Annotated in this window: 25 protein-coding genes; 9 read left to right on the top strand and 16 right to left on the bottom strand. The window is 62.6% G+C overall.

Annotated elements, in window-relative coordinates; all coding sequences use genetic code 11:
• Positions 1 to 101 precede the first annotated feature (101 nt).
• Positions 102 to 299 carry a DUF6316 family protein gene (locus DTP52_RS00530; protein WP_109751383.1) on the top strand — a complete coding sequence of 66 codons (198 nt, stop codon included), beginning with the start codon at positions 102 to 104 and terminating at the stop codon, positions 297 to 299.
• Between the two features lie 154 nt (positions 300 to 453).
• Here the strand turns inward: DTP52_RS00530 and DTP52_RS00525 are convergent, their stop codons facing one another.
• Both DTP52_RS00525 and pap read right to left on the bottom strand, forming a co-directional pair.
• The gene (locus DTP52_RS00525; protein ID WP_109751382.1) at positions 454 to 1,638 is read right to left on the bottom strand and encodes a thiolase family protein; all 1,185 of its coding nucleotides are present in this window, start codon (positions 1,636 to 1,638) and stop codon (positions 454 to 456) included.
• 103 nt (positions 1,639 to 1,741) lie between these two features.
• Positions 1,742 to 3,256, bottom strand: a complete 1,515-nt coding sequence (gene pap, locus DTP52_RS00520; protein WP_109751381.1) for a polyphosphate:AMP phosphotransferase — start codon at positions 3,254 to 3,256, stop codon at positions 1,742 to 1,744.
• 150 nt (positions 3,257 to 3,406) lie between these two features.
• Here pap and mnmC point away from each other — a divergent pair, with 150 nt between their 5' ends.
• The 5 genes from mnmC to DTP52_RS00495 all read left to right on the top strand — a co-directional run bounded on the left by mnmC (position 3,407) and on the right by DTP52_RS00495 (position 10,989).
• Positions 3,407 to 5,389, top strand: coding sequence for a bifunctional tRNA (5-methylaminomethyl-2-thiouridine)(34)-methyltransferase MnmD/FAD-dependent 5-carboxymethylaminomethyl-2-thiouridine(34) oxidoreductase MnmC (gene mnmC, locus DTP52_RS00515; protein WP_109751380.1), 1,983 nt, complete (start codon positions 3,407 to 3,409; stop codon positions 5,387 to 5,389).
• Positions 5,390 to 5,665: 276 nt separating this feature from the next.
• Positions 5,666 to 7,438: an N-acetylglutaminylglutamine amidotransferase gene (locus DTP52_RS00510; protein WP_109751379.1), complete on the top strand. Its 1,773-nt coding sequence runs from the start codon at positions 5,666 to 5,668 to the stop codon at positions 7,436 to 7,438.
• A 3-nt stretch (positions 7,439 to 7,441) separates the two neighbouring features.
• Entirely contained in the window at positions 7,442 to 9,187 is a 1,746-nt protein-coding gene (gene ngg, locus DTP52_RS00505) for an N-acetylglutaminylglutamine synthetase (protein ID WP_109751378.1), read from the top strand.
• Positions 9,188 to 9,365: 178 nt separating this feature from the next.
• The gene (locus tag DTP52_RS00500) at positions 9,366 to 10,556 is read left to right on the top strand and encodes an osmoprotectant NAGGN system M42 family peptidase (RefSeq protein WP_109751377.1); all 1,191 of its coding nucleotides are present in this window, start codon (positions 9,366 to 9,368) and stop codon (positions 10,554 to 10,556) included.
• A gap of 205 nt (positions 10,557 to 10,761) precedes the next feature.
• Entirely contained in the window at positions 10,762 to 10,989 is a 228-nt protein-coding gene (locus DTP52_RS00495; RefSeq protein WP_003199186.1) for a YheU family protein, read from the top strand.
• Here the strand turns inward: DTP52_RS00495 and csrA are convergent.
• The 3 genes from csrA to DTP52_RS00480 form a co-directional block, all read right to left on the bottom strand.
• Positions 10,978 to 11,178 (bottom strand): carbon storage regulator CsrA, encoded by a 201-nt coding sequence (csrA, locus tag DTP52_RS00490; protein ID WP_057448496.1) that lies wholly within the window; start codon positions 11,176 to 11,178, stop codon positions 10,978 to 10,980. The genes DTP52_RS00495 and csrA overlap by 12 nt on opposite strands.
• 151 nt (positions 11,179 to 11,329) lie before the next feature.
• Positions 11,330 to 11,662 (bottom strand): YnfA family protein, encoded by a 333-nt coding sequence (locus DTP52_RS00485; RefSeq protein ID WP_109751831.1) that lies wholly within the window; start codon positions 11,660 to 11,662, stop codon positions 11,330 to 11,332.
• A gap of 57 nt (positions 11,663 to 11,719) precedes the next feature.
• Positions 11,720 to 12,535 carry an SDR family oxidoreductase gene (locus DTP52_RS00480; RefSeq protein ID WP_109751376.1) on the bottom strand — a complete coding sequence of 272 codons (816 nt, stop codon included), beginning with the start codon at positions 12,533 to 12,535 and terminating at the stop codon, positions 11,720 to 11,722.
• 289 nt (positions 12,536 to 12,824) lie between these two features.
• Between DTP52_RS00480 and DTP52_RS00475 the strand changes: the two genes are divergently transcribed.
• The gene (locus DTP52_RS00475; protein WP_003183939.1) at positions 12,825 to 12,977 is read left to right on the top strand and encodes a DUF3309 family protein; all 153 of its coding nucleotides are present in this window, start codon (positions 12,825 to 12,827) and stop codon (positions 12,975 to 12,977) included.
• Positions 12,978 to 13,039: 62 nt separating this feature from the next.
• Here DTP52_RS00475 and DTP52_RS00470 read toward each other — a convergent pair whose 3' ends face one another.
• From DTP52_RS00470 to ccmA, 11 genes are all read right to left on the bottom strand, one after another.
• Positions 13,040 to 15,133, bottom strand: a complete 2,094-nt coding sequence (locus DTP52_RS00470; RefSeq protein WP_109751375.1) for an LTA synthase family protein — start codon at positions 15,131 to 15,133, stop codon at positions 13,040 to 13,042.
• Between the two features lie 385 nt (positions 15,134 to 15,518).
• Positions 15,519 to 15,926: a hypothetical protein gene (locus tag DTP52_RS00460; RefSeq protein WP_109751374.1), complete on the bottom strand. Its 408-nt coding sequence runs from the start codon at positions 15,924 to 15,926 to the stop codon at positions 15,519 to 15,521.
• A 14-nt stretch (positions 15,927 to 15,940) separates the two neighbouring features.
• Positions 15,941 to 17,143, bottom strand: a complete 1,203-nt coding sequence (gene ccmI / locus DTP52_RS00455; RefSeq protein WP_109751373.1) for a c-type cytochrome biogenesis protein CcmI — start codon at positions 17,141 to 17,143, stop codon at positions 15,941 to 15,943.
• On the bottom strand, positions 17,136 to 17,609 hold the full coding sequence (locus tag DTP52_RS00450; protein ID WP_109751372.1) for a cytochrome c-type biogenesis protein: 474 nt from the start codon (positions 17,607 to 17,609) through the stop codon (positions 17,136 to 17,138). Before DTP52_RS00450 ends, ccmI begins: the two co-directional genes overlap by 8 nt.
• Positions 17,606 to 18,142: a DsbE family thiol:disulfide interchange protein gene (locus DTP52_RS00445; RefSeq protein ID WP_109751371.1), complete on the bottom strand. Its 537-nt coding sequence runs from the start codon at positions 18,140 to 18,142 to the stop codon at positions 17,606 to 17,608. Before DTP52_RS00445 ends, DTP52_RS00450 begins: the two co-directional genes overlap by 4 nt.
• The gene (locus DTP52_RS00440; RefSeq protein ID WP_109751370.1) at positions 18,139 to 20,127 is read right to left on the bottom strand and encodes a heme lyase CcmF/NrfE family subunit; all 1,989 of its coding nucleotides are present in this window, start codon (positions 20,125 to 20,127) and stop codon (positions 18,139 to 18,141) included. The genes DTP52_RS00445 and DTP52_RS00440 overlap by 4 nt, the downstream gene beginning before the upstream one ends.
• A 3-nt stretch (positions 20,128 to 20,130) precedes the next feature.
• Positions 20,131 to 20,586 (bottom strand): cytochrome c maturation protein CcmE, encoded by a 456-nt coding sequence (ccmE, locus tag DTP52_RS00435; RefSeq protein ID WP_109751369.1) that lies wholly within the window; start codon positions 20,584 to 20,586, stop codon positions 20,131 to 20,133.
• A complete protein-coding gene (ccmD, locus tag DTP52_RS00430) occupies positions 20,583 to 20,759 on the bottom strand; it encodes a heme exporter protein CcmD (RefSeq protein WP_109751368.1) in 177 nt (58 codons plus the stop codon). The genes ccmE and ccmD overlap by 4 nt, the downstream gene beginning before the upstream one ends.
• Positions 20,756 to 21,511, bottom strand: a complete 756-nt coding sequence (locus DTP52_RS00425; RefSeq protein ID WP_109751367.1) for a heme ABC transporter permease — start codon at positions 21,509 to 21,511, stop codon at positions 20,756 to 20,758. The genes ccmD and DTP52_RS00425 overlap by 4 nt, the downstream gene beginning before the upstream one ends.
• A 94-nt stretch (positions 21,512 to 21,605) precedes the next feature.
• A complete protein-coding gene (gene ccmB, locus DTP52_RS00420) occupies positions 21,606 to 22,274 on the bottom strand; it encodes a heme exporter protein CcmB (protein WP_109751366.1) in 669 nt (222 codons plus the stop codon).
• Positions 22,271 to 22,906 (bottom strand): cytochrome c biogenesis heme-transporting ATPase CcmA, encoded by a 636-nt coding sequence (gene ccmA / locus DTP52_RS00415; RefSeq protein WP_109751365.1) that lies wholly within the window; start codon positions 22,904 to 22,906, stop codon positions 22,271 to 22,273. Before ccmA ends, ccmB begins: the two co-directional genes overlap by 4 nt.
• A 197-nt stretch (positions 22,907 to 23,103) precedes the next feature.
• On the opposite strand from ccmA, the gene DTP52_RS00410 reads away from it, so the two are divergent.
• Both DTP52_RS00410 and DTP52_RS00405 read left to right on the top strand, forming a co-directional pair.
• Complete coding sequence (locus tag DTP52_RS00410; RefSeq protein WP_109751364.1) at positions 23,104 to 24,675, top strand: flagellar hook-length control protein FliK; 1,572 nt, start codon at positions 23,104 to 23,106, stop codon at positions 24,673 to 24,675.
• The gene (locus tag DTP52_RS00405; protein WP_109751363.1) at positions 24,672 to 25,001 is read left to right on the top strand and encodes an EscU/YscU/HrcU family type III secretion system export apparatus switch protein; all 330 of its coding nucleotides are present in this window, start codon (positions 24,672 to 24,674) and stop codon (positions 24,999 to 25,001) included. Before DTP52_RS00410 ends, DTP52_RS00405 begins: the two co-directional genes overlap by 4 nt.
• Positions 25,002 to 25,130 lie beyond the last annotated feature (129 nt).

Here is a 25,130-nt window from a genome sequence, read left to right as displayed (position 1 = left end):
GATTGTATGGGTCGCAGCCGTCGATCGGCTGGACAGGCGAGAATCAGGGACTGCACATATGCTCATTTGAAACTGACCTCGCTGCACCCTGGAGACCCGACATGCTTGGCAAACGCGCCCTGGATCCCGCCCCTACGACCATTTTTCGCAGCGACCGGATCTGCCGGGTCAATGGCGAGTTCTATTTCAATACCCGCGAAGGCACCCAGGAAGGGCCATTCGCCAGTCGCGAGGATGCCTTGCGGGAAGTGGAGGCGTATGTGCAGCGCATGCTGCAACTGACCCAGGTTGCCAGCTAAACACTCCCACGGCTGGCGCAACATTTTTGTGGCGAGGGAGCTTGCTCCCGCTGGGTCGCGAAGCGGCCCCCCTGCCGATTAATAAACCGCACCGATCGGCGCCTGCTTCGCAGTCGAGCGGGAGCAAGCTCCCTCGCCACAAAAGCGCTTGCGGTTAGCTCACCACCTCGAACAACCCAGTAGCCCCCATCCCGCCGCCCACGCACATGGTCACGATGCCGTAGCGCAGGTTGCGTCGTTGCAGCTCACGCACCAGGTGCCCCACTTGCCGCGAGCCGGTCATGCCGAACGGATGGCCGATGGAGATCGAGCCGCCATTGACGTTGTACTTTTCCGGATCGATTTCCAGCCGGTTGCGGCTGTACAGGCACTGGGAGGCAAACGCCTCGTTGAGTTCCCACAGGTCGATATCGGCAATCTGCAAGCCCTTGGCCTTGAGCAGCTTGGGCACTGAAAACACCGGGCCGATGCCCATCTCGTCCGGCTCGCAACCAGCCACGGTGAAACCACGGAAAAACGCCTTGGGCTTGAGCCCCAGCGCCAGAGCTTTTTCCAGGCTCATCACCAAGGTCATCGAGGCCCCGTCGGACAACTGCGACGAGTTGCCCGCCGTCACCGATCCGTCTTCGGCAAACACCGGTTTCAGGCCGGCCAGGCTCTCGTAGGTGGTGTCCGGGCGGTTGCAATCATCGCGATCGACCACGCCATCGAGAATCTGCACCGCGCCGGTCTGCTTGTCCTCGACCCGGTATTTGACCGCCATCGGGATAATTTCGTCATCGAACAACCCGGCCGCCTGGGCCTTGGCGGTGCGCATCTGGCTCTGCAAGGCGTAGCGGTCCTGCTCTTCGCGGCTGACCTGGTAACGGCGGGCGACGATCTCGGCCGTCTGGCCCATGGGGAAATAGATCCCGGGCACCTGCTCCTTGAGCAGCGGGTTGATCAGGTTGTCGGTGTTGACGCTTTTCATCGTCAGGCTGATGGACTCCACGCCGCCGGCCACGATGATGTCGCTGCAACCGGAAGCGATCTGGTTGGCCGCGATGGCGATGGCTTGCAGGCCCGAGGAACAGAAACGGTTGAGGGTCATGCCGGCGGTGCCGATGCCCAATTGCGAGAGCACCGCCACGTTGCGCCCAATGTTGTAACCCTGGGCGCCTTCATTGGACCCGGCCCCGACGATGCAGTCCTCGACACTGGCCGGGTTGATGTCATTGCGCGCCAGCAGGGCGTTGACGCAGTGAGCCGCCATGTCGTCCGGACGGGTCATGTTGAACTTGCCGCGAAAGGACTTGGCCAGGCCGGTCCGTACGCTGTCGACGATCACCACTTCACGCATGGCTGTACCTCATTGTTGTAGTCGGTTGAGAGTGAATCGAGCATAGATCCACTGCATAACCGACCGCGACAATCATTCACCTCGCGTATGCGTGCTCATCGTCCTAGCGCTTCTTCTTGCGAGCCTGTCGTGCGCTGCGCTCGAAAGCCGCCTCCAGCGCCTGGTTGAGGGTGCGCAACACCTTGACCCGCGCCCAGCGCTTGTCGTTGGCTTCCACCAATGTCCAAGGGGAAATCTCAGTGCTGGTGCGGTCTACCATGTCGCACACCGCGGCGCGGTAGGCGTCCCACTTGTCGCGGTTGCGCCAGTCATCCTCGGTGATCTTGAAACGCTTGAACGGGATGTCCTCACGCTCCTGGAAACGCTCCAACTGCGTTTCCTTGTCGATGGCCAGCCAGAACTTGACCACCACCACGCCGGCATCGGCGAGCTGCTCCTCGAAGTCGTTGATTTCACCGTAGGCCCGCAGCCAGTCGGCCTGGCTGCAAAACCCTTCGACCCGCTCCACCAGCACCCGGCCGTACCAGGAGCGGTCGAACATGGTGAACTTGCCGCGCGCGGGAATATGCCGCCAGAATCGCCACATGTAAGGGTGGGCGCGCTCTTCTTCCGTGGGGGCGGCAATCGGCACGATGCTGTATTGGCGCGGGTCCAGGGCCGCCGTGACCCGTCGGATCGCGCCGCCCTTGCCCGCCGCGTCATTGCCTTCGAACACCGCCACCAGGGCATGCTGGCGCATGCGTTTGTCCCGCAGCAGGCCAGCGAAGCGCGCCTGCTCGGTGATCAGCTGTTCTTCGTAGTCGGCCTTGTCCAGGCGCCGGGTCATGTCCAGGCTGTCGAGCAAGGTGATCTGGCCATCCAACTCCGGCAGCGGCGCCACACTGACCTTTTGCGGCTTGACCTTCGACCGGTCCAGGGCCTGGCGCAAGCCGTCGAGCAGGATCCGCCCGACGGTGAGGCTGCGATAACAACTGTCCATGCCTTCGATCACATGCCACGGTGCGTAATCGCGACTGGTGCGGCGCAGCACCCGCTCACCGTACTTGACGAACTTGTCGTAGGTCTGGGACTGCTGCCAGTCCAGCGGGCTGATGCGCCAGCTGTGCAGCGGATCATCCTTGAGCCCCTTGAGCCGGGCCTTCATCTGTTTCTTGGACAGGTGGAACCAGAACTTGAAGATCAGCGCGCCTTCGTCACAGAGCATTTTTTCCAGGCGCTCGGCACCGGCGATCGCCTGGTCGAGCCGCGGGTCCTTGAACTCGCCATGGACCCGGCCCTGCAGCATCTGGCTGTACCAGTTGCCGAAGAAAATCCCCATGCGCCCCTTCGCCGGCAGCATCCGCCAATAACGCCAGGCCGGTGGCCGCGCCAGTTCCTCGTCGGTCTGCTGGTCGAAGGTGCGCACTTCGATCAGCCGCGGGTCCATCCACTCGTTGAGCAACTTCACCGTCTCGCCCTTGCCCGCGCCTTCGATGCCGTTGATCAGCACGATGACCGGAAACCGGCCCTGCTGCTGCAACTCGAACTGCGCCTCCAGCAGCGCCTCACGCAGGGCCGGTACCTCGGCCTCAAAGGTGTCTTTATCAATGGCATGACCGATTTCAGCGGATTCAAACATGGGCAGCTCCTTCCGGGGATGGGCCAAGACTAGCGGATTGGATGCGGCCCTGTGCAGCAGATTCCATCCAGATGCGCGCTCTATTGCGATGGGTCAAGCAAGCCCATACCGATCGGCTAGAATGGCCGCTCAGTTTTGACCGAGCCTGCCATGACGCCCATCCAGCAACACGCCCAACTCGACTGGGATGACCAGGGGCGCCCGCGCTCGCGGGTGTTCGATGATGTGTATTTTTCCGACCAGTCGGGCCTGGACGAAACCCGTTATGTGTTCCTCGAGCAGAACAATCTGGCCGAGCGTTTCGCGGCCCTGGCCGATGACGGGCGGCTGGTGATCGGCGAAACCGGATTTGGCACCGGCTTGAATTTCCTCTGCGCCTGGCAGTTGTTCGAGCAGTGCGCACCGACCGGGGCGCGGCTGCATTTCATCAGTGTCGAAAAATACCCCTTGAGCCCCCGGGACCTGCGCCGGGCACTGGAGCTGTGGCCGCAACTCAAGCATCAGGCGGAGCAATTGCTTGAGCAGTACGTTGCGGTCCACCAGGGCTTCCAGCGGCTGACTTTGGCGGGTGGACGAGTGACACTGACCTTGTTGATCGGCGATGCCCTGGAGCAGTTGCCGCAACTGGACGGGCAGATCGACGCCTGGTTCCTGGATGGCTTCGCCCCGGCGAAGAACCCCGAGATGTGGACCGCCGAGCTGTTCGCCGAACTGGCCCGGCTGGCCGCACCCGACGCCACCCTCAGCACCTTCACCAGCACCGGTTGGGTCCGTCGATCGCTGAACGCGGCGGGCTTCAAGATGAAGCGCACGCCAGGCATCGGCCATAAATGGGAAATCCTTCGTGGCGTGTTTCTTGGCTGGCCGGAGCAGACACCCGCACCAGCCCCGGCAAAACCCTGGTACGCCCGCCCGACCACTCTGATCGGCGAGCGCCGGGCACTGGTGATCGGCGGCGGCCTGGCCGGTTGCGCCAGCGCGGCCAGCCTCGCCGCCCGCGGCTGGCAGGTGACGCTGCTGGAGCGTCATGCCGGGTTGGCCGAGGAAGCCTCCGGCAACCCCCAGGGCGTGCTGTACCTCAAGCTGTCGGCCCACGGCACCGCTTTATCGCAGATGATCCTCAGCGGCTTCGGCTACACCCGGCGCGTGCTCGAACAACTGCAACGCGGCGTTGACTGGGACGCCTGCGGCGTCTTGCAATTGGCCTTCAACGGCAAGGAAGCCGAGCGTCAGGCGCAACTGGCCGAGGCGTTCCCAAGGGATTTGCTGCACACCCTGGATCAGTCGGAGGCGCAGGTTCGGTCCGGCATCGACCTGGCCTGTGGTGGCTTGTTTTATCCCGAGGGTGGTTGGGTGCATCCGCCGGCGTTGTGTCGCTGGCAAGCCTCGCAGCCAGGGATTGATGTGCAACCCCATCATGAAGTGCTGCAACTGCGCCGAATCGACGGCCAATGGCAGGCATGGGACGGCGAACGCTGCCTGGCCAGTGCGCCGGTGGCGATCCTCGCCAGCGCGGCCGAGATCAAGCGTTTCGAACCGGCCGCCGAGTTGCCGCTCAAGCGCATTCGCGGGCAAATCACCCGCCTGCCGCAAACCAGCCGCAGCCAGAGCCTGGCGACCGTGGTTTGCGCCGAAGGGTATGTGGCCCCGCCACGGCTGGGCGAACACACCCTGGGCGCCAGTTTCGACTTCAACAGCGACGACCTGACCCCCACCGCCGCCGAGCACGCCGGCAATCTGCGGATGCTCGAAGAAATTTCCCAAGACCTGGTGGAGCGCCTGAACGCCGCCATCCTGGACCCGCAACACCTCGAAGGCCGCGCGGCGTTCCGTTGCACCAGCCCGGATTACCTGCCGATCGTCGGACCGTTGGCCGACCGCCAGGCCTTTACCGAGGCTTATGCAGCGCTGGGCAAGGACGCCCGCCAGGTGCCGGATACCCCCTGTCCGTGGCTCGATGGCCTGTACATCAACAGCGGTCACGGTTCCCGCGGCCTGATCACCGCGCCCCTATCGGGCGAACTGATCGCCGCCTGGCTGGACAACGAACCGCTGCCACTGCCCCGCAGCGTGGCCGAGGCCTGCCATCCGAACCGGTTTGCGTTGCGAGCATTGATTCGGGGCAAGGCCTGACGCCGATTTTTGCCCCCACCACAAATCCTGTGGGAGCGAGCCTGCTCGCGATCGCGGTGGCTCAGATGGTACCTGGGTTGACTGACACACCGCGATCGCGAGCAGGCTCGCTCCCACATATCCTTGAGTTATACGGCAGACCAAGCGGCCGCCACCCGTCGCCTTATAACGCATCGATCTAAAACTCACAGCAATCCCCCCGGTCAGTTTCAGGGTACCCGCCATGTCGGCGCGTGCTGCTTGACCCCTCCCCAACGGAAAAACCGGTAAGGACTTATGTGCGGATTAGCTGGAGAGTTACGTTTCGATCAACAACCTGCGGACCTTGCGGCCGTAGAGCGAATCACCCATCACCTGGCCCCACGCGGCCCCGACGCCTGGGGCTTTCATAGCCAGGGGCCGATTGCCCTGGGCCATCGGCGCCTGAAAATCATGGATCTGTCGGACGGCTCCGCCCAGCCGATGATCGACAATCAACTGGGCCTGTCCCTGGCTTTCAACGGCGCGATCTACAACTACCCCGAACTGCGCACTGAACTCGAAGGCCTGGGCTACACCTTCTATTCCGGTGGCGACACCGAAGTGCTGCTCAAGGGCTACCACGCTTGGGGCGAAGCGCTGCTGCCCAAGCTCAACGGCATGTTCGCGTTCGCCATCTGGGAGCGCGATGCCAAGCGGCTGTTCATCGCCCGCGACCGCCTCGGCGTCAAGCCGCTGTACCTGTCGCGCACCGGCCAGCGGCTGCGTTTCGCCTCGGCGTTGCCGGCACTGCTCAAGGGCGGTGATATCAACCCCGTACTCGACCCGGTGGCGCTCAACCATTACCTGAATTTCCACGCGGTGGTCCCGGCGCCTCGCACCTTGCTGGCCGGCATTGAAAAACTGCCGCCCGCCACCTGGATGCGGATCGAAGCCGACGGCAGCACCGAGCAGAAAACCTGGTGGACCCTGCCCTACGGTCCCCGGGCCGACGAACAGCACCTGAACCTGGAAGACTGGATCGACCGCGTGCTCGACAGCACCCGTGAAGCGGTCGCCATTCGCCAGCGCGCCGCCGTGGATGTCGGCGTGCTGCTTTCCGGCGGGGTGGATTCGAGCATGCTGGTGGGTCTGTTGCGCGAAGTTGGTGTTGAAGACCTGTCCACGTTCTCCATTGGTTTCCAGGATGCCGGCGGCGAGCGCGGTGACGAGTTCCAATATTCGGACCTGATTGCCAAGCACTACGGCACCCGTCATAACCAACTGCGCATCGACGAGAAAGAGATCATCGAGCAACTGCCGGCAGCATTCCGTGCCATGAGCGAGCCGATGGTCAGCCACGACTGCATCGCCTTCTACCTGCTCTCACGGGAAGTGGCCAAGCATTGCAAAGTGGTGCAAAGCGGCCAGGGCGCCGACGAGCTGTTCGCCGGTTACCACTGGTACCCGCAGGTCGATGGCGCCAGCGATCCGTACGCGGCCTATCGCGCCGCCTTCTTCGATCGCAGCTACGAAGAATATGCCGCCACAGTGCAACCCAAATGGCTGACGGCCAACGATGCCGCCGGTGATTTCGTCAAGGAGCATTTCGCCCAGCCGGGCGCCAATGCGGCGGTGGACAAGGCCCTGCGCCTGGACAGCACGGTGATGCTGGTGGACGACCCGGTCAAACGCGTCGACAACATGACCATGGCCTGGGGCCTGGAAGCGCGCACGCCCTTCCTGGATTACCGCTTGGTAGAACTCTCGGCCCGGGTCCCGGCGAAATTCAAGCTGCCCGATGGCGGCAAGCAGGTGCTCAAGGAAGCCGCCAGGCGGGTGATCCCTAGCGAGGTGATCGACCGCAAGAAGGGGTATTTCCCGGTGCCTGGCCTCAAGCACCTGGAAGGCAACACGCTGGCCTGGGTCCGCGAACTGCTGCTCGATCCGAGCCAGGATCGCGGCCTGTTCAACCCGGCCATGCTCGACCGCCTGCTGACCGACCCCAACGGCCAGCTCACGCCGTTGCGCGGGTCGCGGCTGTGGCAGTTGGCGGCGCTGAACCTGTGGCTCAGCGAGCAAGGAATCTGATCGATGAAACCTTACGCAACCGTTCACAACCAACGCCTCTTGCGTGGCCAGGCACCGTCCTACGAACGCCTGCAGGCGCGCCTGGCCGAAGACGGCAGCGAATTGGGCGCCGACCCGATCGCGGTGCATTGCGGCTGGGGCCGACTGCTGATCGGCCACACCTTCCCGGACCCGGCGAGCCTGGCCCGGGAACTGCTCAACGAACAACCCGGCGAACGCGACATTGCCTTGTACGTCGCCGCGCCCCAGCAGGTGCTGGGGCTGGAACCGGCGCAACTGTTCCTCGACCCATCCGACACTTTGCGCCTGTGGTTCAGCGACTATCGCCAGGCCACGCGGGTGTTTCGCGGGTTCCGCATCCGTCGGGCCCAGGGCGAGACCGATTGGCAGGCCATCAACCAGCTCTACCAGGCCCGGGGCATGCTGCCCATCGACCCGCAGCGACTGACCCCACGTCATGAAGGCGGCCCGGTCTATTGGTTGGCCGAAGACGATGACACCGGTGCGGTGATCGGCAGCGTCATGGGCCTGAATCATCAGAAGGCCTTCAACGACCCGGAAAACGGCAGCAGCCTCTGGTGCCTGGCCGTCGATCCGCAATGTCAGCGGCCCGGTGTTGGCGAAGTGCTGGTGCGCCACCTCGTCGAGCATTTCATGAGCCGTGGCTTGAGTTACCTCGACCTGTCGGTGTTGCATGACAATCGCCAGGCGAAAAACCTCTACGCCAAACTCGGCTTTCGCAACCTCTCGACCTTCGCCATCAAACGCAAGAACGGTATCAACCAGCCGTTGTTCCTCGGGCCAGGTCCCGAAGCGCAGTTCAATCCTTATGCGCGAATCATTGTCGAAGAAGCTCACCGGCGTGGCATCGAAGTGCAGGTAGACGATGCCGAGGCCGGCTTGTTCACCCTGGTTCACGGCAGCCGTCGGGTGCGCTGCCGCGAGTCCCTGAGCGACCTGACCAGCGCCATCAGCATGACTCTTTGCCAGAACAAAAGCCTGACCCACAAGGTACTGAAGAATGCCGGCCTGAACCTGCCGGCCCAGCAGTTGGCGGGCAATGCCGATGACAACCTGGCGTTTCTCGACGAGCACGAACGGGTGGTGGTCAAGCCGCTGGACGGTGAACAAGGCCAAGGCGTGGCAGTGGACCTGCGCACCATCGAGGAGGTGCAAAGCGCCATCGAAGCGGCTCGGCGGTTCGACAGCCGGGTGCTGCTGGAAAGCTTCCACGAAGGATTGGACCTGCGGATCCTGGTAATCGGTTTTGAAGTGGTGGCGGCAGCGATCCGGCGCCCGGCGGAGGTGATCGGCGATGGCCGGCACACCATCGGCGCGTTGATCGAAGCCCAGAGTCGCCGACGGCAAGCGGCCACGGGCGGCGAAAGCAAAATCCCGATGGATGCCGAAACCTTGCGCACGCTCAGCGCGGCGGGGTTCGACTATGACAGCGTGTTGCCCGCCGGGGAGCATCTGTTCGTACGACGCACGGCGAACCTTCATACCGGAGGCGTGCTGGAGGATGTCACCAGCATCCTGCATCCGACCCTTGTCGATGCGGCGGTGCGCGCCGCGCGGGCGCTGGACATCCCCATGGTCGGCCTCGACCTGCTGGTGCCGGCGGCCGATCAACCCGAGTACGTATTCATCGAAGCCAACGAACGCGCAGGCCTGGCCAACCACGAACCACAACCCACCGCCGAGCGTTTTGTGGATTTGTTGTTTCCCCATAGCCAGGCGGTGGCCTAGCCCTTCTTCCGTGGCGAGGGAGCTTGCTCCCGCTGGGCTGCGAAGCGGCCCTTCTCCGCGGCCCTCCGGGTTTTTGCATCGACCTGGAGCTCAAAAGGGACCGCTCCGCGGTCCAGCGGGAGCAAGCTCCCTCGCCACAGGTTCCCTACTTCAATTTAATGTTCCGTGAGGAGTTTCCATGATCAGCAAAATTCCCGAACCGGATCTCGAATACCTGCAAAAGGTCCTGCTGGAGATGCTCGCCATTCCCAGCCCGACCGGCTTTACCGACACCATCGTGCGTTACGTCGCCGAGCGGCTCGAGGAGCTGGGTATCGCGTTCGAAATGACCCGCCGCGGCACGATCCGCGCCACGCTCAAGGGCCGCAAGAGCAGCCCCGACCGAGCAGTATCGGCCCACTTGGACACCATTGGCGCTGCCGTGCGGGCCATCAAGGACAACGGCCGCCTGACCCTGGCCCCGGTGGGTTGCTGGTCCAGTCGGTTTGCCGAAGGCAGTCGGGTCAGCCTGTTTACCGACACCGGCGTGATTCGGGGCAGCGTGCTGCCGTTGATGGCATCCGGGCACGCATTCAACACCGCCGTGGATGAAATGCCCATCAGTTGGGACCACATCGAGCTGCGCCTGGACGCCTATTGCGCCACCCGCGCCGATTGCGAAAGCCTGGGGGTGGGCATCGGCGATTACGTGGCCTTCGATCCCTTGCCGGAATTCACCGAAAGCGGTCATATCAGCGCCCGGCATCTGGATGACAAGGCCGGGGTCGCGGCGCTGCTGGCGGCGCTCAAGGCGATTGTCGACAGCGGCGAAGAACTGCTGATCGATTGTCACCCCCTGTTCACCATCACCGAGGAAACCGGCAGCGGTGCGGCGGCTGCACTGCCCTGGGATGTGAGCGAATTCGTCGGCATCGACATCGCGCCCGTCGCACCTGGCCAGCATTCGAGCGAACATGCGGTCAGCGTGGCGATGCAAGACTCCGGAGGCCCTTACGACTATCACCTGTCGCGACACTTGTTAAAACTGGCCAAGGAAAACGAGGTACCCGCACGCCGCGACCTGTTCCGCTACTACTTCAGCGACGCCCATTCGGCCATCACCGCCGGCCATGACATCCGCACCGCCCTGCTCGCCTTCGGCTGCGACGCCACCCATGGCTACGAACGTACCCACATCGACAGCCTGGCCGCCCTCAGCCGCCTGCTCGGCGCCTACATCCTCAGCCCGCCGGTATTCGCCAGCGACGCGCAACCGGCCCAGGGCTCGCTGGACCGCTTCAGCCACCAGATCGAGCACGATGCACAGATGGAAAGCGATACCCGGGTACCGTCGGTGGATAGCCTGGTGGGGCAGCGTTCCGATAACTGACCCAGCATTTTCACGGCCTGGAATATCGCCATCGCGAGCAGGCTCGCTCCCACATTGAGTTTTCAGTGCGACTCAAAAACCCTGGGGGGAGCTTGCTCCGGGCGGCGTTCCGACGATGAGGCCGGAACAAACAACCGTAAAACCCAGGCTAGCCGCAAAAGCCCATTGGCCGTAGCATCGCCTCATTGTCTAGCCGAGGTACCCCATGCTCATCCCCCACGACCAACTCGAAGTCGACACGCTCACTCGCCTGATCGAAGATTTCGTGACCCGCGACGGCACCGACAATGGTGACGACACGCCCCTGGAAACACGGGTTCTACGGGTCAGACAAGCCCTGACCAAAGGCCAGGCGTTGATCGTCTTCGACCCCGAAAGTGAACAGTGCCAACTGATGCTCAAGCACGACGTGCCCAAGCACCTATTCGACTGAACAGGCCTTGCGAGTGGCTTGGGCCTTTCTCTTCTGGATCTTGTCGTAGATTTCGGAGCGATGGACATCGACGTGCCGTGGCGCTTCCACGCCAAAACGCACGGTGCCACCGCTGACCGACAGCACACGGACGGAAATATCGTCACCGATGGAAATCAACTCACCTACAGCGCGGCTTAGTACAAGCATGGTTCTTGTCCTTAAGAATGTCTGGACCCTGACCATGCCCGGCCTGTTTCCTGTTCTCAAGACACCCGCGAGAATTCAGTAAGGCCCTACAAGCAAAGCTCCTGTGACTGACGGAAACTTCCTGCAAAACCCTGTCGGATCGCAGGTGGTTTCAGGGCGCCGAGAGTCGTGGGCCGAATAGAATCACACTCGCCCCCAACACGCAGAGCGCCACGCCAATCCAGTCGGAACCCAATGGCCGCACCCGCTCCACCATGGCCAGCCAGCCGATCGAGGCAATGATATAGATACCGCCATAGGCGGCGTAGGCGCGCCCGGCGTACGTCGCTTCGATGCGGGTCAGTAACAGGGCGAACAACGTGAGGCTGAGCAATGCCGGGACGATCCACCAGGCGCTCTTGCCCTGGCGCAGCCACAACCAGAAGGCGTAGCAGCCCGCGATCTCAAACAGCGCGGCGAGAAAAAACCACAGGTAATTGAGCATGCAGATGTCCATCAGGAAGGCCGAATGGCGCCATCCTGAGGACATCGGGCAGCCAGGTCAATTCAGGTTTTGCCGGGCCTTGGCGCGCATCTTGTCGGCCATGACGGTCATTTCGTCGTACAGCAATTGTGGGTTCTTCTGCTTGAGGGCCCACGCCATGCGCCCCTGTTCATGAGGCAGGATCATGAACTGGCCCTGGGCGACTTGCTGGTAGATGTAGTCGGCAATATCCGCGGCGCTGATCGGTGAGCTTTCCAGCAACTTGCCAACCTGGGCCTTCATGGCCGGGGTCGGGCCGCGGAAGGAGTCCAGCAGATTGGTCTGGAAGAACGACGGGCACACCACGTGTACGCCAATTTCCTGCTGCGCCAGTTCCACCAACAGGCTTTCCGACAATGCCACTACTCCAGCCTTGGCCACGTTGTAGTTGCTCATGGCAGGCCCCTGCATCAGGGCCGCCATGGAGGCGATGTTGATGATCTTGCCGCGGCTTTTCTCCAGCAGCGGCAAGAACGCCTTGCAGCCCTTGACCACGCCCATCAGGTTGATTGCGATCTGCCAGTCCCAATCCTCCAGGGAAAGTTCACTGAAGAACCCGCCCGAGGCAACGCCGGCATTGTTGACGATGATATCGATGCCACCGAGCTTCTCTTCGCAAGCCTGGGCGAACGCAGTCAATTGGCTGTAGTCGCGCACATCGCAACGCTGGGTGAAGCCGTCGCCACCGGCGGCGCGCACCAGCTTGAGGGTTTCCACAAGGCCTGGCTCGCTGACATCCGATAAGGCCAGACGCCAGCCTTCGCGGGCCCAGCGCAGCGCGATTTCGCGACCCAGGCCGGAGCCGGCACCAGTGATCATCATGCGATTTTGCATAGCAAACAGCCTTGTTCCGGGAGAGATAGGCCGAGTGTAGCGAAGGAGTTCTGCGGACCCACGCTCCATCAGATTGCTGAATGGCGAGGGCAAACCGTAATGGGTTTTGATCGAGGAGCGCCCTTTGTGGGTATTGGGCTGCACAATTGCACTTTCATACGACCACAAAAAACTTTGAATTTTTTACAGGACGTTACGGTCGGACTTATTAAGCCGCCCGGATTTAACGCATGCGCGCTGGCAGTTGAAAGTTGTATCACCCCAGAACTGACCAATAAGGAAATCTACAATGGGCACAATTCTTATCATCATCCTGATCCTCCTGCTGATCGGTGGTCTTCCGGTCTTCCCGCACTCCAGAAGTTGGGGTTACGGTCCGTCCGGTATCATTGGTGTAGTGTTGGTGGTGCTGTTGGTCCTGCTATTACTGGGCAAGATATAAACCACCAAGTAAGTGCAAAAAAAAGAGGCCTCTAGAGGCCTCTTTTTATGCTCGCTGTTTTATCAATCCGGCTTGCCGTCAACGACGCCAGCGGTGTTATCCAACAGGCTTTTGGTCGCCGTTTGCAGGAACGATTCGAGCTTGAGTTTCATCTGCGCGGTATCCGCTGCATCCGGGATGATTTCCGCATGCGGGTTGGCGCCCAGCTCATAGCGATACATCTTCGGCGCCATTTCCTTCTCCTTCGGCAGTACCAGGATCTGGTCATCGCGGATGATCGCCGTGGTCTGTTCGCTGCCCGACGGCTTGATCACACCAAAACCAGGGTCGCCTTGCGGCAGGTTCAGCAGGTCGCGGCCCCAGCACTGGTTGCGCACTTGCCCGCCGATGCGGCCCATGATGGTCGGCACAATGTCGACTTGAGTGCCCACGGTATGGTTACGCTGGCCGAATTTTTCCTGGATGCCCGGGCCGATCAGCAGCATCGGCACGTTGAAACGGCCCAGGTCCATTTCGGTGATCTGGCGTTCGTTGCCAAAACCATGATCGCCGACCACCACGAACAGGGTTTCCTTGAAGTACGGCTCCTTGCGGGCCTTCTCGAAGAACTGGCCCAGTGCCCAGTCGGCGTAGCGCATGGCGGTCAGGTGTTCGTTCAGGCTGCCGCGGTCGGTGACCCGCTCCACGGGCAACGGTGTCGGCAGAGCATACGGCGTGTGGTTGGACAGGGTTTGCAGCAAGGCATAGAACGGCTTGCCATTTTCCCGCGCCTTGAGCTCGATCAGGCCACGGTCGAACATGTCCTGGTCGGACACGCCCCAGGTCGGATCGGAGAACACCGGGTTCACGAAGTCGTTACGCCCGATGAAGTTGGTCATGCCCTGGCTGCTGAAGAACCCCGACTGGTTGTCCCAGGCGAAATCGCCGTTGTAGACATACACGTCGTCGTAGTCACGGGCGCTGAGCAGTTGCGGCAGGCCCGACAGCTTGTGGCTGCCCTCCGGCGTCTGCATCAGGTATTCGAAACCCGGCAGGTTCGGGAAGCACGCCATGGTGGCGAACATGCCTTGGTGGGTGTGGGTGCCGTTGGAGAAGAAACGGTCGAACAACAGGCCTTCCTTGGACAGCTTGTCCAGGTAAGGCGTGATGTTGCCCGGCGCGCCCAGGGCGCCCACCGAGTGACCGGCCATGCTTTCCATGAGGATCACAACCACGTTCTTGATCGGCAGGGTCTTGTCCGCTGGCGGCGTGTAGTCGCGGCGCACGGCGGCGGTCTCGGTGTCCACGAGTTTATCGTCAGGCATCACCAGCATGTCCCGCACGGTCTGCTGTGCCAGCGGTTGTTCAAGGGTGGCTTTCCAGATGTTGTCGCGGTCTTCGGACATCCGGCTCTTGGCCGCCGCCACCAGCGACAACGTACCGTTGAGGCCCAACTGGTTGGCGAAGTTCGAATCGGTGGTGTAGACGTCACCCCAACGCAGCGGCGGGCCTTGGCGCAAGGTGCCGCGAGCGGCGGCCACGGCCACCAGCAGGCAAACCATGAACACCGCGACACGCCCATACCACGGAGCGATCTGCCGGGTACCGATGGTGCCGCCACTGAACGGCCCACGGGGCCGAGTGGCGCGGTCAGCGCCCTTGAAAGCAAGGCTCAGGATGAGGGTGCCGCCGACCCAGGCCAGCAGGTAGCGCACCACCGGGAAACCGTACCAGAGCATGCTCATCACGGTTTTCGGGTCTTCCTTTACATACTGGAAGACCAGGCCGTTGAGGCGCTGGTGGAATTCACGGTAGAAATCCATCTCCATCAAGCCCAGGAACAGCGCGATGCTGGAGGTGACGGTCAGCCAGAAACGAAAGAACCCACGGGCCGCCATGGCCCTGGCGCTGAACAATGCCAGCAGCAACGGGATGCAGAGGTAGACCACCAGGCGCAGGTCGAAACGCAGGCCGTTGACGAACGCTTCAACGAAGGTCGAGGCCGGGGTGTCGAGGATCATCTCGCGGTTATAGACCAGCAGCGCCACGCGCAGCAGGCTGAACATGACCATCATCACCAGGGCGCAAAGCAACGTATAGGCCAGGTGCGATTTGACGGTCGGTTGCAGCAGGCGATGCGTATTGCGCTGCTGACTCAGGGCGTCCGGGATTGCCATGTCGTTTAAGGACCCTATTGGAGTTGGAGTGACAAAAGAAACAACGGCGCGCCCTCTGTTGACCAAAGCCTGGCCTCGGGGCTTGCGCGAGAGCGCAAATGTTGCACGAACGGCAATGGCATTGCCATTAAATAACCGGCGGCGTTATAAGCGCGGGGGATTGTCCGCAAGATTTTGTGAAAATTTCGTTCAAAGAATATCCGGAAACACAAAAAAGCCCGGCCGATTGATGAAGTTGAGCCGAACGCTATTGTGGCAAAAGGATTTATCTGTGGGAGCAAAGCTTGCTCGCGAAACAGGCGCCTCGATTTCTGAAAGACCGCATTGCCTTTATCGCGAGCAAGCTTTGCTCCCACAGATGCCCTCTGGCTCCAGGGGCCCGTGCTTAGTGGAATTGCCGCCCCAAGCCCGCCGGCACACCTTCGATGGTGGTGTCTTCCCATGGGCCATTGGGGCTGACTGAACGGCTCCAACCGTTGTTCCAGCGGTAATAGGTACGCTGGCGATAGAACGTGTTCGTCTGGTTGTCCAGCACATAGACCCCAAGCTTGGCGTCCCAGTGGCTGTTACCACCCGGCGGCGGGGCGAAACTGGCGGAGGTACGTGGCACCGGCTTGGCCGGTTTGTTCGGGATGACAGGCTTGCCCGGCGGTGTGGACGGGACCGGCTTGGTGGTCGGGGTCGACGGAGGGATCGGTGGCAGCGGTGCCGAGGGCTCCGACGGACGCTGGACCGCACAAGCGCTCAGGCCCATGACGAGCGTGAGCAGGGTGATACGAGCGATGGCGGTCATGGTGCGAATTCCTGTTATTTGTCCGGGCTGTCGATGGTCAGTTGTTGCTGCGCCGTGGTGCTGCTCGCCAGGGGCTGGCTGCGGCCGATCCACTCACCGGCGGTCGGCTGGCCGGCCCGGGAGATGCGCGCCACCAGTTGGACTTCGGGGAAGTTCGACAGTTTCAACTGCGGCATCATTGCGTCCGCGTCACCCAGCTCCACCGTGATCGGCAGATCGGCGACGGTCATGCGCTTGGCGGCCAGCGGCGCCGGCGGGCCGCTGACGGCGCGGGCGAAGATGAACACGCTGTCGCCCGGCTGCACCTTGGCCTTGAGTGCCGGCGCCAGGTCGACACGCACCTTGAGCAGTGCCGCAGCCTTGGTCACAGGAGCCTGGACGACCTTGCCGCCGCTGGCTTGCAGCTTCTCGGTGGCCCGGGTAATACCGCCCTGCAGCGCCTCACGGGACTTGTCACCCTCCGGCAGTTCCACCAGCAGGCGCCCCCAGTAATCGATCGCGTCCTGATAGCGCTCGCCTTCGAACGCGGCGATGCCCAGCAGGCCAAGACTGGTGACCTCCTTGGGATCGAGTTTCAGCGCTTCATCGGTCAGGGTCTGGACCTTGTCCGACCATTTCTTGCCATCGGCGAAATACTGCGCCTGGGCCCACTGCCCGAGCAGCTCGGGCTGGCGGCCGGCCACCGCCACGGTGCGCTCGAAGATCTTCGCCGCGTCTGCGGGTCGATCCTGTGCCATGTAGGTACGCCCGAGGAAGTAAAGGCCTTCAGCGGAGTCCGGCTGCGCCGCCACCGCCCGTTCCAGGCGCTGGGTCATTTCCTCCATCGACTGCGGCGCCTGGGCGAATTCACGGGTCAGCTCGACCTTGTCGCTGGCACCGAAGTGCAGGTACAGCGCCAGGCCCAACACCGGCACCAGCACGGCGGCGAGCAACGGCAATGGCTTGCCCAATCGGGACTCCCGTGGCGCATCGGCGCCCTCGGTGTCGGCGAGCAGCTCGCGGGCGGCTTCGGCGCGACCAGTGTCCAGTTGCGCGGCGTTGAGCACGCCCTCCTCTTGCTCGGCCTGCAACTCGGCGATGCGTTCCTGGTACAGCGCCACGTTGAGCGCGGTACGGTCCTCCTCTCGTTGAGCGCGACGACCACGCAGCACAGGGATCAACAGAAAACTCAGGGCAACCAGAAGAAGCAGACCTGCGGCGAGCCAGAAATCAATCATGCTTGGTTTTATCCAACAGTTGGTCGAGGCGCTGGCGCTCTTCGACAGAAAGCGTATCCGGGGCGGCCGTGCGCTGGACCCGGCGCCGACGCACGATCACCGCGATGACCACGAAACCACCCAGCAGCAGCCCGGCGGGGCCGAACCAGAGCAGCGCGGTCCTGGAGGACAGGGCGGGGTTGTAGCGCACGAACTCACCGTAGCGATCGACCATGAAATCGATGATCTGCTGGTTGTCCTTGCCCTCGCCGAGCATGCGGAAGATTTCCTTGCGCAGGTCGGCGGCAATCGGTGCATTGGAGTCGGCGATGTCCTGGTTCTGGCACTTGGGGCAGCGCAGTTCCTTGGTCAGTTCGCGAAACCGTTCGCGCTCGCCGTCGTTGGCGAATTCGTAGGTGTCGATGGCGGCATGGGCCACACCGACCAGGCTCAAGCCGAGGACGGCAGCCGCTAACCAGCGCTTCATGGCTTGGCCTCGTCCACCAGGGCTTGATACTTGGCAGCCAGTTTCTCGCGCCAGACCTGTTCGTCGATCACGCCGACGAACTTGTCGCGGATGACACCCTTGGCATCGATGAGGAAAGTTTCCGGTGCGCCGTAGACCCCCAGGTTCAGGCCCAGGGAGCCGTCTTCGTCACGAATGTCCAGTTGATACGGATTGTGGAACTCGGCCAGCCACTTCAAGGCGTCGGCATTGACGTCCTTGTAATTGACGCCGTAGATCACCACGCCGTTCTGGGCCAGTTTGTTCAACACCGGGTGCTCGACCCGGCAGGAAATGCACCAGGTGCCCCATACGTTGACCAGCGCCGGTTTGCCCAGCAGGTCGGCGCGGGTAAGGGTCTTGTCGCCTTGCACCGATGGCAGGGAAAACTCCGGGAACGGTTTGCCGATCATCGCCGAGGGCAACTCGGTCGGATTCAGGTACAGCCCCCGGTACAAGAACACCGCCATCAGCAGGAACAGCGCCAGCGGCACCAACATCAACCAACGTTTCATGCAGTGGCTCCCGTCACGCCCAGGGCTTCACGCACCCGGGTTTTCACCTTGACTCGATATCGACGATCCAGCGCCGCCAGCACCCCACCCAGGCCGGTGAGCAAGCCACCGAACCAGATCCAGCGCACGAACGGCTTGACGTGGACTCGGACCGCCCACGCGCCGTCGCCCAGGGACTCGCCCAGCGCCACGTAGAGATCGCGGGTGAAACCGGCATCGATCCCGGCTTCGGTCATGACCGAGTTCTGCACGGTGTAGAGGCGCTTTTCCGGATGCAGCACGGTAATTTCCTCGCCGTTGCGAAGAACCCGCACAGTGCCTTTGTCGGACGTGAAATTCGGCCCCTCGAAGTGTTTGGCGCCCTCGAAAACGAACTGATAGCCGGCCAGGTCCATGGACTCTCCCGGCGCCAGGCGCAGGTCACGCTCTGCGCTGTTCTGGCTGGACAGCACCACGCCCAGGGCGCAGACGGCGATGCCCAGGTGGGCGACCTGCATGCCCCAGTAACTGCGGGTCAGGGTCGGCAGGCCCTTGATCAGGCCTTTGTGACGAGTCTTGTCGAAGATATCCCGTACGCCCGCCAGCAACACCCAGGCCGCCAGCACGAATGTCGCCAGCACCGCCCAATTGAAGTCGCCATAGGCCACGCCGGCCACCACGGCCAGGGCGGCCGTGCCCAGAAGTACCGGGGTCAACATGCCCAGCAGCCACTTGAGCGGGGTGTCTTTCCAGCGCACCAGCACACCGATAGCCATGACCACCATCAGGATTGCCATCAGCGGGATAAACAGCGCATTGAAGTACGGCGGCCCGACCGACAGCTTGGCGCCGGACAACGCATCGAGTACCAGCGGGTACAACGTCCCCAGCAGAATCATCGACGCGGCCACCACCAGCACCAGGTTGTTGCCCAGCAGCAGGGTTTCCCGGGACCAGAGGTTGAAGCCGACCTGGCTCTTGACCACCGGTGCACGCAGGGCGAACAACGTCAGGGAACCGCCGACCACGAACAACAGGAACATCAGGATGAACACGCCACGTTCAGGGTCCGAGGCGAAGGCATGCACCGACGTCAGCACGCCGGAACGCACCAGGAACGTCCCCAGCAGGCTCAGCGAGAACGCCGCGATGGCCAGCAGCACGGTCCAGCTCTTGAACACACCGCGTTTTTCCGTGACGGCCAGGGAGTGGATCAGTGCCGTGCCCACCAACCAGGGCATGAACGAGGCGTTTTCCACCGGGTCCCAGAACCACCAGCCGCCCCAGCCGAGTTCGTAGTAGGCCCACCACGATCCCAAGGTGATGCCAATGCCGAGGAAAGCCCAGGCGACGATGGTCCACGGACGCGACCAGCGTGCCCACGCGGCATCGAGGCGACCGCCAAGCAATGCGGCGATGGCGAAGGCGAAGGCCACGGAAAAACCGACGTAGCCCATGTAGAGCATCGGCGGGTGAACGATCAGGCCGATGTCTTGCAGCAATGGGTTGAGGTCGCGACCATCCATCGGCATCTGCGGCAGGATGCGCTTGAACGGGTTGGACGTGACGATCAGGAATAGCAGGAAACCGGTGCTGATCATGCCCATCACCGCCAGCACCCGGGCCAGCATCACCTGGGGCAACTGCCGGGAGAACACCGAGACGGCGAAGGTCCAGCCAGCGAGGATCAACGCCCAAAGCAACAGCGAGCCTTCGTGGGCGCCCCACACGGCACTGAACTTGTAGTACCAGGGCAAAGCACTGTTGGAGTTGCTGGCGACGTACTCGACGGAAAAGTCGTCGGCCATGAACGCATAGGTCAGGCAACCGAAGGCGAACAGCATAAAGACGAACTGGCCCCACGCCGCCGGCTGGGCCAGGCTCATCCACAAACGGTCACCACGCCAGGCCCCCAGCAACGGCACCACGGCTTGCACCAGGGCAAAGCACAGGGCCAGGATCATCGCCAGGTGGCCCAGCTCGGGAATAAAGATGCCGGTAGTCATCGATCAACCCTCCTTCACGGGAGCGGGCGCCGACTGGCCGCTGTCTTTCAAGGCCTTGGTCACTTCCGGCGGCATGTATTTTTCGTCGTGCTTGGCCAGCACTTCGTCGGCCACCACCACGCCGTCGGCGTTGAGCTTGCCCAGGGCGACGATGCCCTGCCCTTCGCGGAACAGGTCCGGGAGGATGCCGCGATAGGTGATGGTCACGGTCTTGTTGAAGTCGGTGACATTGAATTTCACGTCCAGCGAATCCCCGGAGCGCACCAGCGAGCCTTTTTCCACCATGCCGCCGGCGCGGATGCGGGTGTCCTTGGGCGCTTCGCCGTTGGCGATCTGGGTCGGGGTGTAGAACAGGTTGATATTCTGCTGCAAGGCACTCAGGGCCAGGGCGACCGCGGCACCGACACCCACCAGGATCGCAAGAATGATGACAAGACGTTTTTTGCGCAGCGGATTCACTGACCGTTCTCCCGGCGCAGACGACGCGCCTCTTGTTGCAGATACCGCTTGCGGGCCAGGATCGGCACCGCCACGTTGAGGCCCAGCACCACCAGGCAGATGCCATAGGCTGACCAGACATACAGGCCATGATGGCCCATGGCGAGGAAATCGCCGAATGAAGCGAAACTCATCGAGCGACCTCCAGGCTGTTCTGTACTTCGGCCTTCACCCAACTGGTCCGGGACTCACGCTTGAGCACTTCCAGGCGCATGCGCAGCAGCAGCACCGCGCCGAAGAAACAGTAGAAACCCAGCACGGTCAGCAACAGCGGCAGCCACATTTCGACGGGCATCGCCGGTTTTTCGGTGAGGGTGAAGGTCGCGCCCTGGTGCAGGGTGTTCCACCACTCCACCGAGTACTTGATGATCGGGATGTTGATCACGCCGACAATCGCCAGCACCGCACAGGCCTTGGCGGCACTGTCACGATTGCTGATGGCGTTGCCCAGCGCAATAAGACCGAAGTACAGGAACAGCAGGATCAGCATCGACGTCAGTCGCGCATCCCAGACCCACCACGAACCCCAGGTCGGCTTGCCCCAGATCGCACCGGTGACCAGCGCCACCGCGGTCATCCAGGCACCGATGGGCGCGGCGCACTGCAAGGCCACGTCGGCCAGCTTCATCTTCCACACCAGCCCGACCACACCGCACACCGCCAGCATCACGTAGACGGACTGGGCCAGCATCGCCGTGGGCACGTGGATGTAGATGATGCGGAAGCTGTTGCCTTGCTGGTAGTCCGGCGGTGCGAAGGCCAGGCCCCAGACCACGCCAGAACCAATCAGCAACAGTGCCGCGATGCTCAACCATGGGAGCAGTTTGCCGCTGATGCCGTAGAACCACTTGGGTGAGCCGAGCTTATGAAACCAGGTCCAGTTCATTACTGTTTCCATCACGGTTGCGGCTCGCCATCACGAACCGCCGGGGCGGCCTTTACTTCCAAAGAAGTGGTCAGTTTCTGACCAGGCCTCGTTATTATTCGCCGACGCTGATCTTCAGGCCAGCGGCTATTGCAAAGGGTGTCAAGGTTATCGCCAGGGCGGTCAGGCTCCCAAGCCACAGCAGATAACCGATCGCGGGCATGCCTTGCAATGCCGCCTGCAAGGCACCACTGCCCAGGATCAGGACCGGGATATACAACGGCAGGATCAGCAACGCCAGCAACAGGCCGCCGCGCTTCAACCCCACCGTCAACGCCGCGCCCACCGCACCAAGCAGGCTCAGCACCGGAGTGCCCAGCAGCAACGACACCAGCAACACCGGCATGCACGCGCCGGGCAGCCCCAGCATCATCGCCAGCAGCGGCGAGAGCAGCACCAGTGCCAGTCCGGAAAAAACCCAGTGTGCCAGTACCTTGGCCAAAACCAGAAGGGCCAGGGGGTGCGACGAAAGGACCCACTGTTCCAGTGAACCGTCTTCGAAATCACTGCGGAAAAGCCCGTCCAGCGAGAGCAGGACCGATAAAAGCGCGGCGACCCAGACCAGTCCCGGAGACAAGGTTTGCAACAATTGAGTCTCTGGACCGACCGCCAACGGGAACAGTGCGATGACGATCGCGAAGAACACCAGTGGATTGGCCAATTCGGCCGGACGACGGAACAGCAGGCGCGCCTCGCGGGCAAGCAACAGGCCAAACACACTCATACGGCCCAGTTCCCCAGATCAATGTTGCGATAACCTGCTGGCATTCGCGCCAGCGTGTGGTGCGTGGTCAAGAGCACCATGCCGCCGTTTTCACAGTGCCGGGCCAGGTGTTCCTCGAGCTGGGCGACGCCCTGCTTGTCCAGGGCGGTGAACGGTTCGTCGAGAATCCACAACGGCGGGCTGTCCAGGTACAACCGGGCCAGGGCCACTCGGCGCTGCTGACCGGCGGACAAGGTGTGGCTCGGCACGTCTTCGAAACCGCGCAGCCCTACAGCCGCCAACGCCTGCCAGATCGCCTCGCGCCCGACCGGCGTATGCAATGCGCACAGCCAACTGAGGTTTTCTTCGGGGGTCAGCAAGTCCTTGATACCGGCGGCATGGCCGATCCAGAGCAGATTACGGGCCAGTTCGCTGCGCTGGCTGTGCAAGGGCTGGCCATTGAGCAACACCTGGCCTGCGGTGGGCTGCATCAGGCCGGCCAGCAGGCGCAGCAGGCTGGTCTTGCCGCTGCCGTTGGGACCACTGATCTGCACCATATCGCCACGCGAGAGTCTCAATTCGAGATTTTCGAAAAGCAGTCGCAAGTCTCGCTCACAGGCGAGGCCAACGGTTTGCAGGAGAGGACTGGTCAAGGGATCGCGGGCCTTATACGGTTCAAGTCGGCGGTGCAGCGGCCGTTAAAGAGGTGCAGCATAGATGCTTTGACGACCTGTTCCACAGAGCTGCGTCAAACAATTGCAAGGTTTTCGCCACTCCCTGAAAGACGGGCGGCATTATACATGTCATGCCCTACTCTAAAGAGGGCTTATTTTCCCAGGTAAGACCGCAAATGACAGGCGACATGAACATCCTGCCGCTGCCCCAGCCCACCGCGACGACGCGTACGCCAGTGGTCAGTGGCGAGCTGCTCAAACTGCTGGTGCCGACCGAAGGTCTGATCAGCTCGGGCCAGACCGCCCAGGCCGAAGTGCTCTCGCTCAAGCAGGCCGACCAGACTTTCCAGTTGCTGCTCAAGGTCACCCTGGAGAGCGGCCGCCAGACCACCGTGCAGGCCACCAGCAGCCAGCCGCTGCCCCAGGGCACCAGCCTGGCCGTGACCCAGCCGTCCGCCAGCAACCTGGCGATCGCCGTGCAACAGGCCGTGGCCTCCAGCGTCGCCACCTTGACCCGCATCGACACGGCGCAAATGCCGGTCGGCACGTTGCTGCAAGGCAAGGTACTGACCAGCCAGGCGCTGCCGTCATTGCCCGGGCAGCCGGCGGTCTATCGATCATTGGTGAGCCTGCTCAACACCGCCCAGGCTGGCAGCACCCTGGACATCGACAGCCCGCAACCGCTGCGCATCGGCACGCTCTTGAGCGCTCAGGTGCAAGATGCCCAGACGCTGAAATTCGTTCCTCTGAGCAACCGCCACGAGCAATTGGCGGTGAGCCAGCAACTGGTCACCCAAGTGAGCCGCCAGGGTTCGCTGGACAGCCTGATCACCGCCCTGCAAAACCTGCCGGTCACTGACGACACCGGCACCGAGCTGCGCGCCGCGGTGACTCGTTTGCTGGCTGGCCTGCCGGATGTCCAGCAACTGAGCACGCCCAAAGGCCTGGCCCAGGCCATGGTCGCCAGCGGGGTGTTCCTGGAAAGCAAATTGCTCGCCGGGCAACCACCGAGCCTGGCGCCGGACATGAAAGGCGACCTGCTGAAACTGATCGCCCAACTGACACCGGCCCTGCCCGCCTCCACCAACCTCGGCGCCATCATTGCCGCCAACACGCTGGCCCAGGTCCTGCCCAGTTTCGTGCGCAGCGCCCTGGGGATGCTCGGCCAGGTCAGCGCCAAACCGCAACCCACCAGCTTTCCACTGCCCTCGCGCCTGTTGAAAGAGCAGGACGAAGGCGGCGACCTGGAACACCTGCTACGCCTGGCCGCAGCCGCTGTGTCACGCCTGCAAAGCCATCAGTTGTCGAGCCTGGAACAGACCGGCCTGACCGACGACGGTCGGCTGATGAGCACCTGGCAATTGGAAATCCCGATGCGCAACCTGCAGGACATCGTGCCGTTGCAGGTCAAGTTCCAGCGCGAGGAAACCCCGCCCCGGGAGCAACCACAGGATCGCCGGGAAGAACGCGAGCCGAAACAGCAGCTCTGGCGGGTGGAATTGGCGTTCGACATGGAACCGCTCGGCCCGTTGCAGGTTCAGGCACAGTTGCTCAGCGGCAGCCTGTCCAGCCAGTTGTGGGCAGAGCGGCCGTACACCGCAAGCCTGATCGAAAGCAACCTGACCGCATTACGCGAGCGCCTGGTAACCTGCGGCCTGAACGTCGGCGAACTGGACTGCCACCTCGGCACCCCGCCCCAAGGCCCCAAGACTCGCCTGGAACAACGCTGGGTGGACGAAACCGCATGACAACCCACACCGAACCCCGCCAGGCCATCGCCCTCAAGTACGATGGCCATCACGCCCCGACCCTCACCGCCAAGGGCGACGAAGCCCTGGCCGAGGAAATCCTGCGCATCGCCCGCGAAAGCGAAGTACCGATCTATGAAAACGCCGAGTTGGTGAAGTTGTTGGCGCGGATGGAACTGGGGGACAGCATTCCAGAAGAGCTGTACCGCACGATTGCCGAGATCATCGCGTTTGCCTGGAACCTCAAGGGCAAGTTTCCCCAGGGCTATGACCCGAATGCGCCGAGTGTCGAGAAGGATGTGACCGAGCGCGGCGACGATTACTGATCACAGCCACCAGGGCGGTGTGCTGGCTGGAACGATCAGTGTGTGAGCACTAGAAAAACCTGTGGGAGCGAGCTCGCTCGCGATGAGGTCCTGCCAGCCAACATTGATATTGACTGACACACCGCTATC

Origin of the sequence: Pseudomonas sp. 43mfcvi1.1, assembly GCF_900115935.1 — a bacterium.
Classification (GTDB): domain Bacteria; phylum Pseudomonadota; class Gammaproteobacteria; order Pseudomonadales; family Pseudomonadaceae; genus Aquipseudomonas; species Aquipseudomonas bijieensis.
The sequence above is the reverse complement of the archived record's forward strand: the minus strand, read 5'-3'. Positions and strand labels throughout refer to the sequence as shown.

What these genes read in the sequence shown, in the direction of transcription:
- ccmD (WP_109751368.1), bottom strand. Translation starts at nt 20,759, where the DNA reads ATGAGTTTCGCTTCATTCGGCGATTTCCTCGCCATGGGCCATCATGGC.
- DTP52_RS00485 (WP_109751831.1), bottom strand. Translation starts at nt 11,662, where the DNA reads ATGCTCAATTACCTGTGGTTTTTTCTCGCCGCGCTGTTTGAGATCGCG.
- ccmI (WP_109751373.1), bottom strand. Translation starts at nt 17,143, where the DNA reads ATGATTGATTTCTGGCTCGCCGCAGGTCTGCTTCTTCTGGTTGCCCTG.
- DTP52_RS00405 (WP_109751363.1), top strand. Translation starts at nt 24,672, where the DNA reads ATGACAACCCACACCGAACCCCGCCAGGCCATCGCCCTCAAGTACGAT.
- pap (WP_109751381.1), bottom strand. Translation starts at nt 3,256, where the DNA reads ATGTTTGAATCCGCTGAAATCGGTCATGCCATTGATAAAGACACCTTT.
- DTP52_RS00500 (WP_109751377.1), top strand. Translation starts at nt 9,366, where the DNA reads ATGATCAGCAAAATTCCCGAACCGGATCTCGAATACCTGCAAAAGGTC.
- DTP52_RS00480 (WP_109751376.1), bottom strand. Translation starts at nt 12,535, where the DNA reads ATGCAAAATCGCATGATGATCACTGGTGCCGGCTCCGGCCTGGGTCGC.
- DTP52_RS00440 (WP_109751370.1), bottom strand. Translation starts at nt 20,127, where the DNA reads ATGACTACCGGCATCTTTATTCCCGAGCTGGGCCACCTGGCGATGATC.
- DTP52_RS00445 (WP_109751371.1), bottom strand. Translation starts at nt 18,142, where the DNA reads ATGAAACGTTGGTTGATGTTGGTGCCGCTGGCGCTGTTCCTGCTGATG.
- mnmC (WP_109751380.1), top strand. Translation starts at nt 3,407, where the DNA reads ATGACGCCCATCCAGCAACACGCCCAACTCGACTGGGATGACCAGGGG.
- DTP52_RS00470 (WP_109751375.1), bottom strand. Translation starts at nt 15,133, where the DNA reads ATGGCAATCCCGGACGCCCTGAGTCAGCAGCGCAATACGCATCGCCTG.
- DTP52_RS00460 (WP_109751374.1), bottom strand. Translation starts at nt 15,926, where the DNA reads ATGACCGCCATCGCTCGTATCACCCTGCTCACGCTCGTCATGGGCCTG.
- DTP52_RS00495 (WP_003199186.1), top strand. Translation starts at nt 10,762, where the DNA reads ATGCTCATCCCCCACGACCAACTCGAAGTCGACACGCTCACTCGCCTG.
- csrA (WP_057448496.1), bottom strand. Translation starts at nt 11,178, where the DNA reads ATGCTTGTACTAAGCCGCGCTGTAGGTGAGTTGATTTCCATCGGTGAC.
- DTP52_RS00410 (WP_109751364.1), top strand. Translation starts at nt 23,104, where the DNA reads ATGACAGGCGACATGAACATCCTGCCGCTGCCCCAGCCCACCGCGACG.
- DTP52_RS00475 (WP_003183939.1), top strand. Translation starts at nt 12,825, where the DNA reads ATGGGCACAATTCTTATCATCATCCTGATCCTCCTGCTGATCGGTGGT.
- DTP52_RS00425 (WP_109751367.1), bottom strand. Translation starts at nt 21,511, where the DNA reads ATGAACTGGACCTGGTTTCATAAGCTCGGCTCACCCAAGTGGTTCTAC.
- DTP52_RS00510 (WP_109751379.1), top strand. Translation starts at nt 5,666, where the DNA reads ATGTGCGGATTAGCTGGAGAGTTACGTTTCGATCAACAACCTGCGGAC.
- DTP52_RS00530 (WP_109751383.1), top strand. Translation starts at nt 102, where the DNA reads ATGCTTGGCAAACGCGCCCTGGATCCCGCCCCTACGACCATTTTTCGC.
- ccmB (WP_109751366.1), bottom strand. Translation starts at nt 22,274, where the DNA reads ATGAGTGTGTTTGGCCTGTTGCTTGCCCGCGAGGCGCGCCTGCTGTTC.
- DTP52_RS00525 (WP_109751382.1), bottom strand. Translation starts at nt 1,638, where the DNA reads ATGCGTGAAGTGGTGATCGTCGACAGCGTACGGACCGGCCTGGCCAAG.
- DTP52_RS00450 (WP_109751372.1), bottom strand. Translation starts at nt 17,609, where the DNA reads ATGAAGCGCTGGTTAGCGGCTGCCGTCCTCGGCTTGAGCCTGGTCGGT.
- ngg (WP_109751378.1), top strand. Translation starts at nt 7,442, where the DNA reads ATGAAACCTTACGCAACCGTTCACAACCAACGCCTCTTGCGTGGCCAG.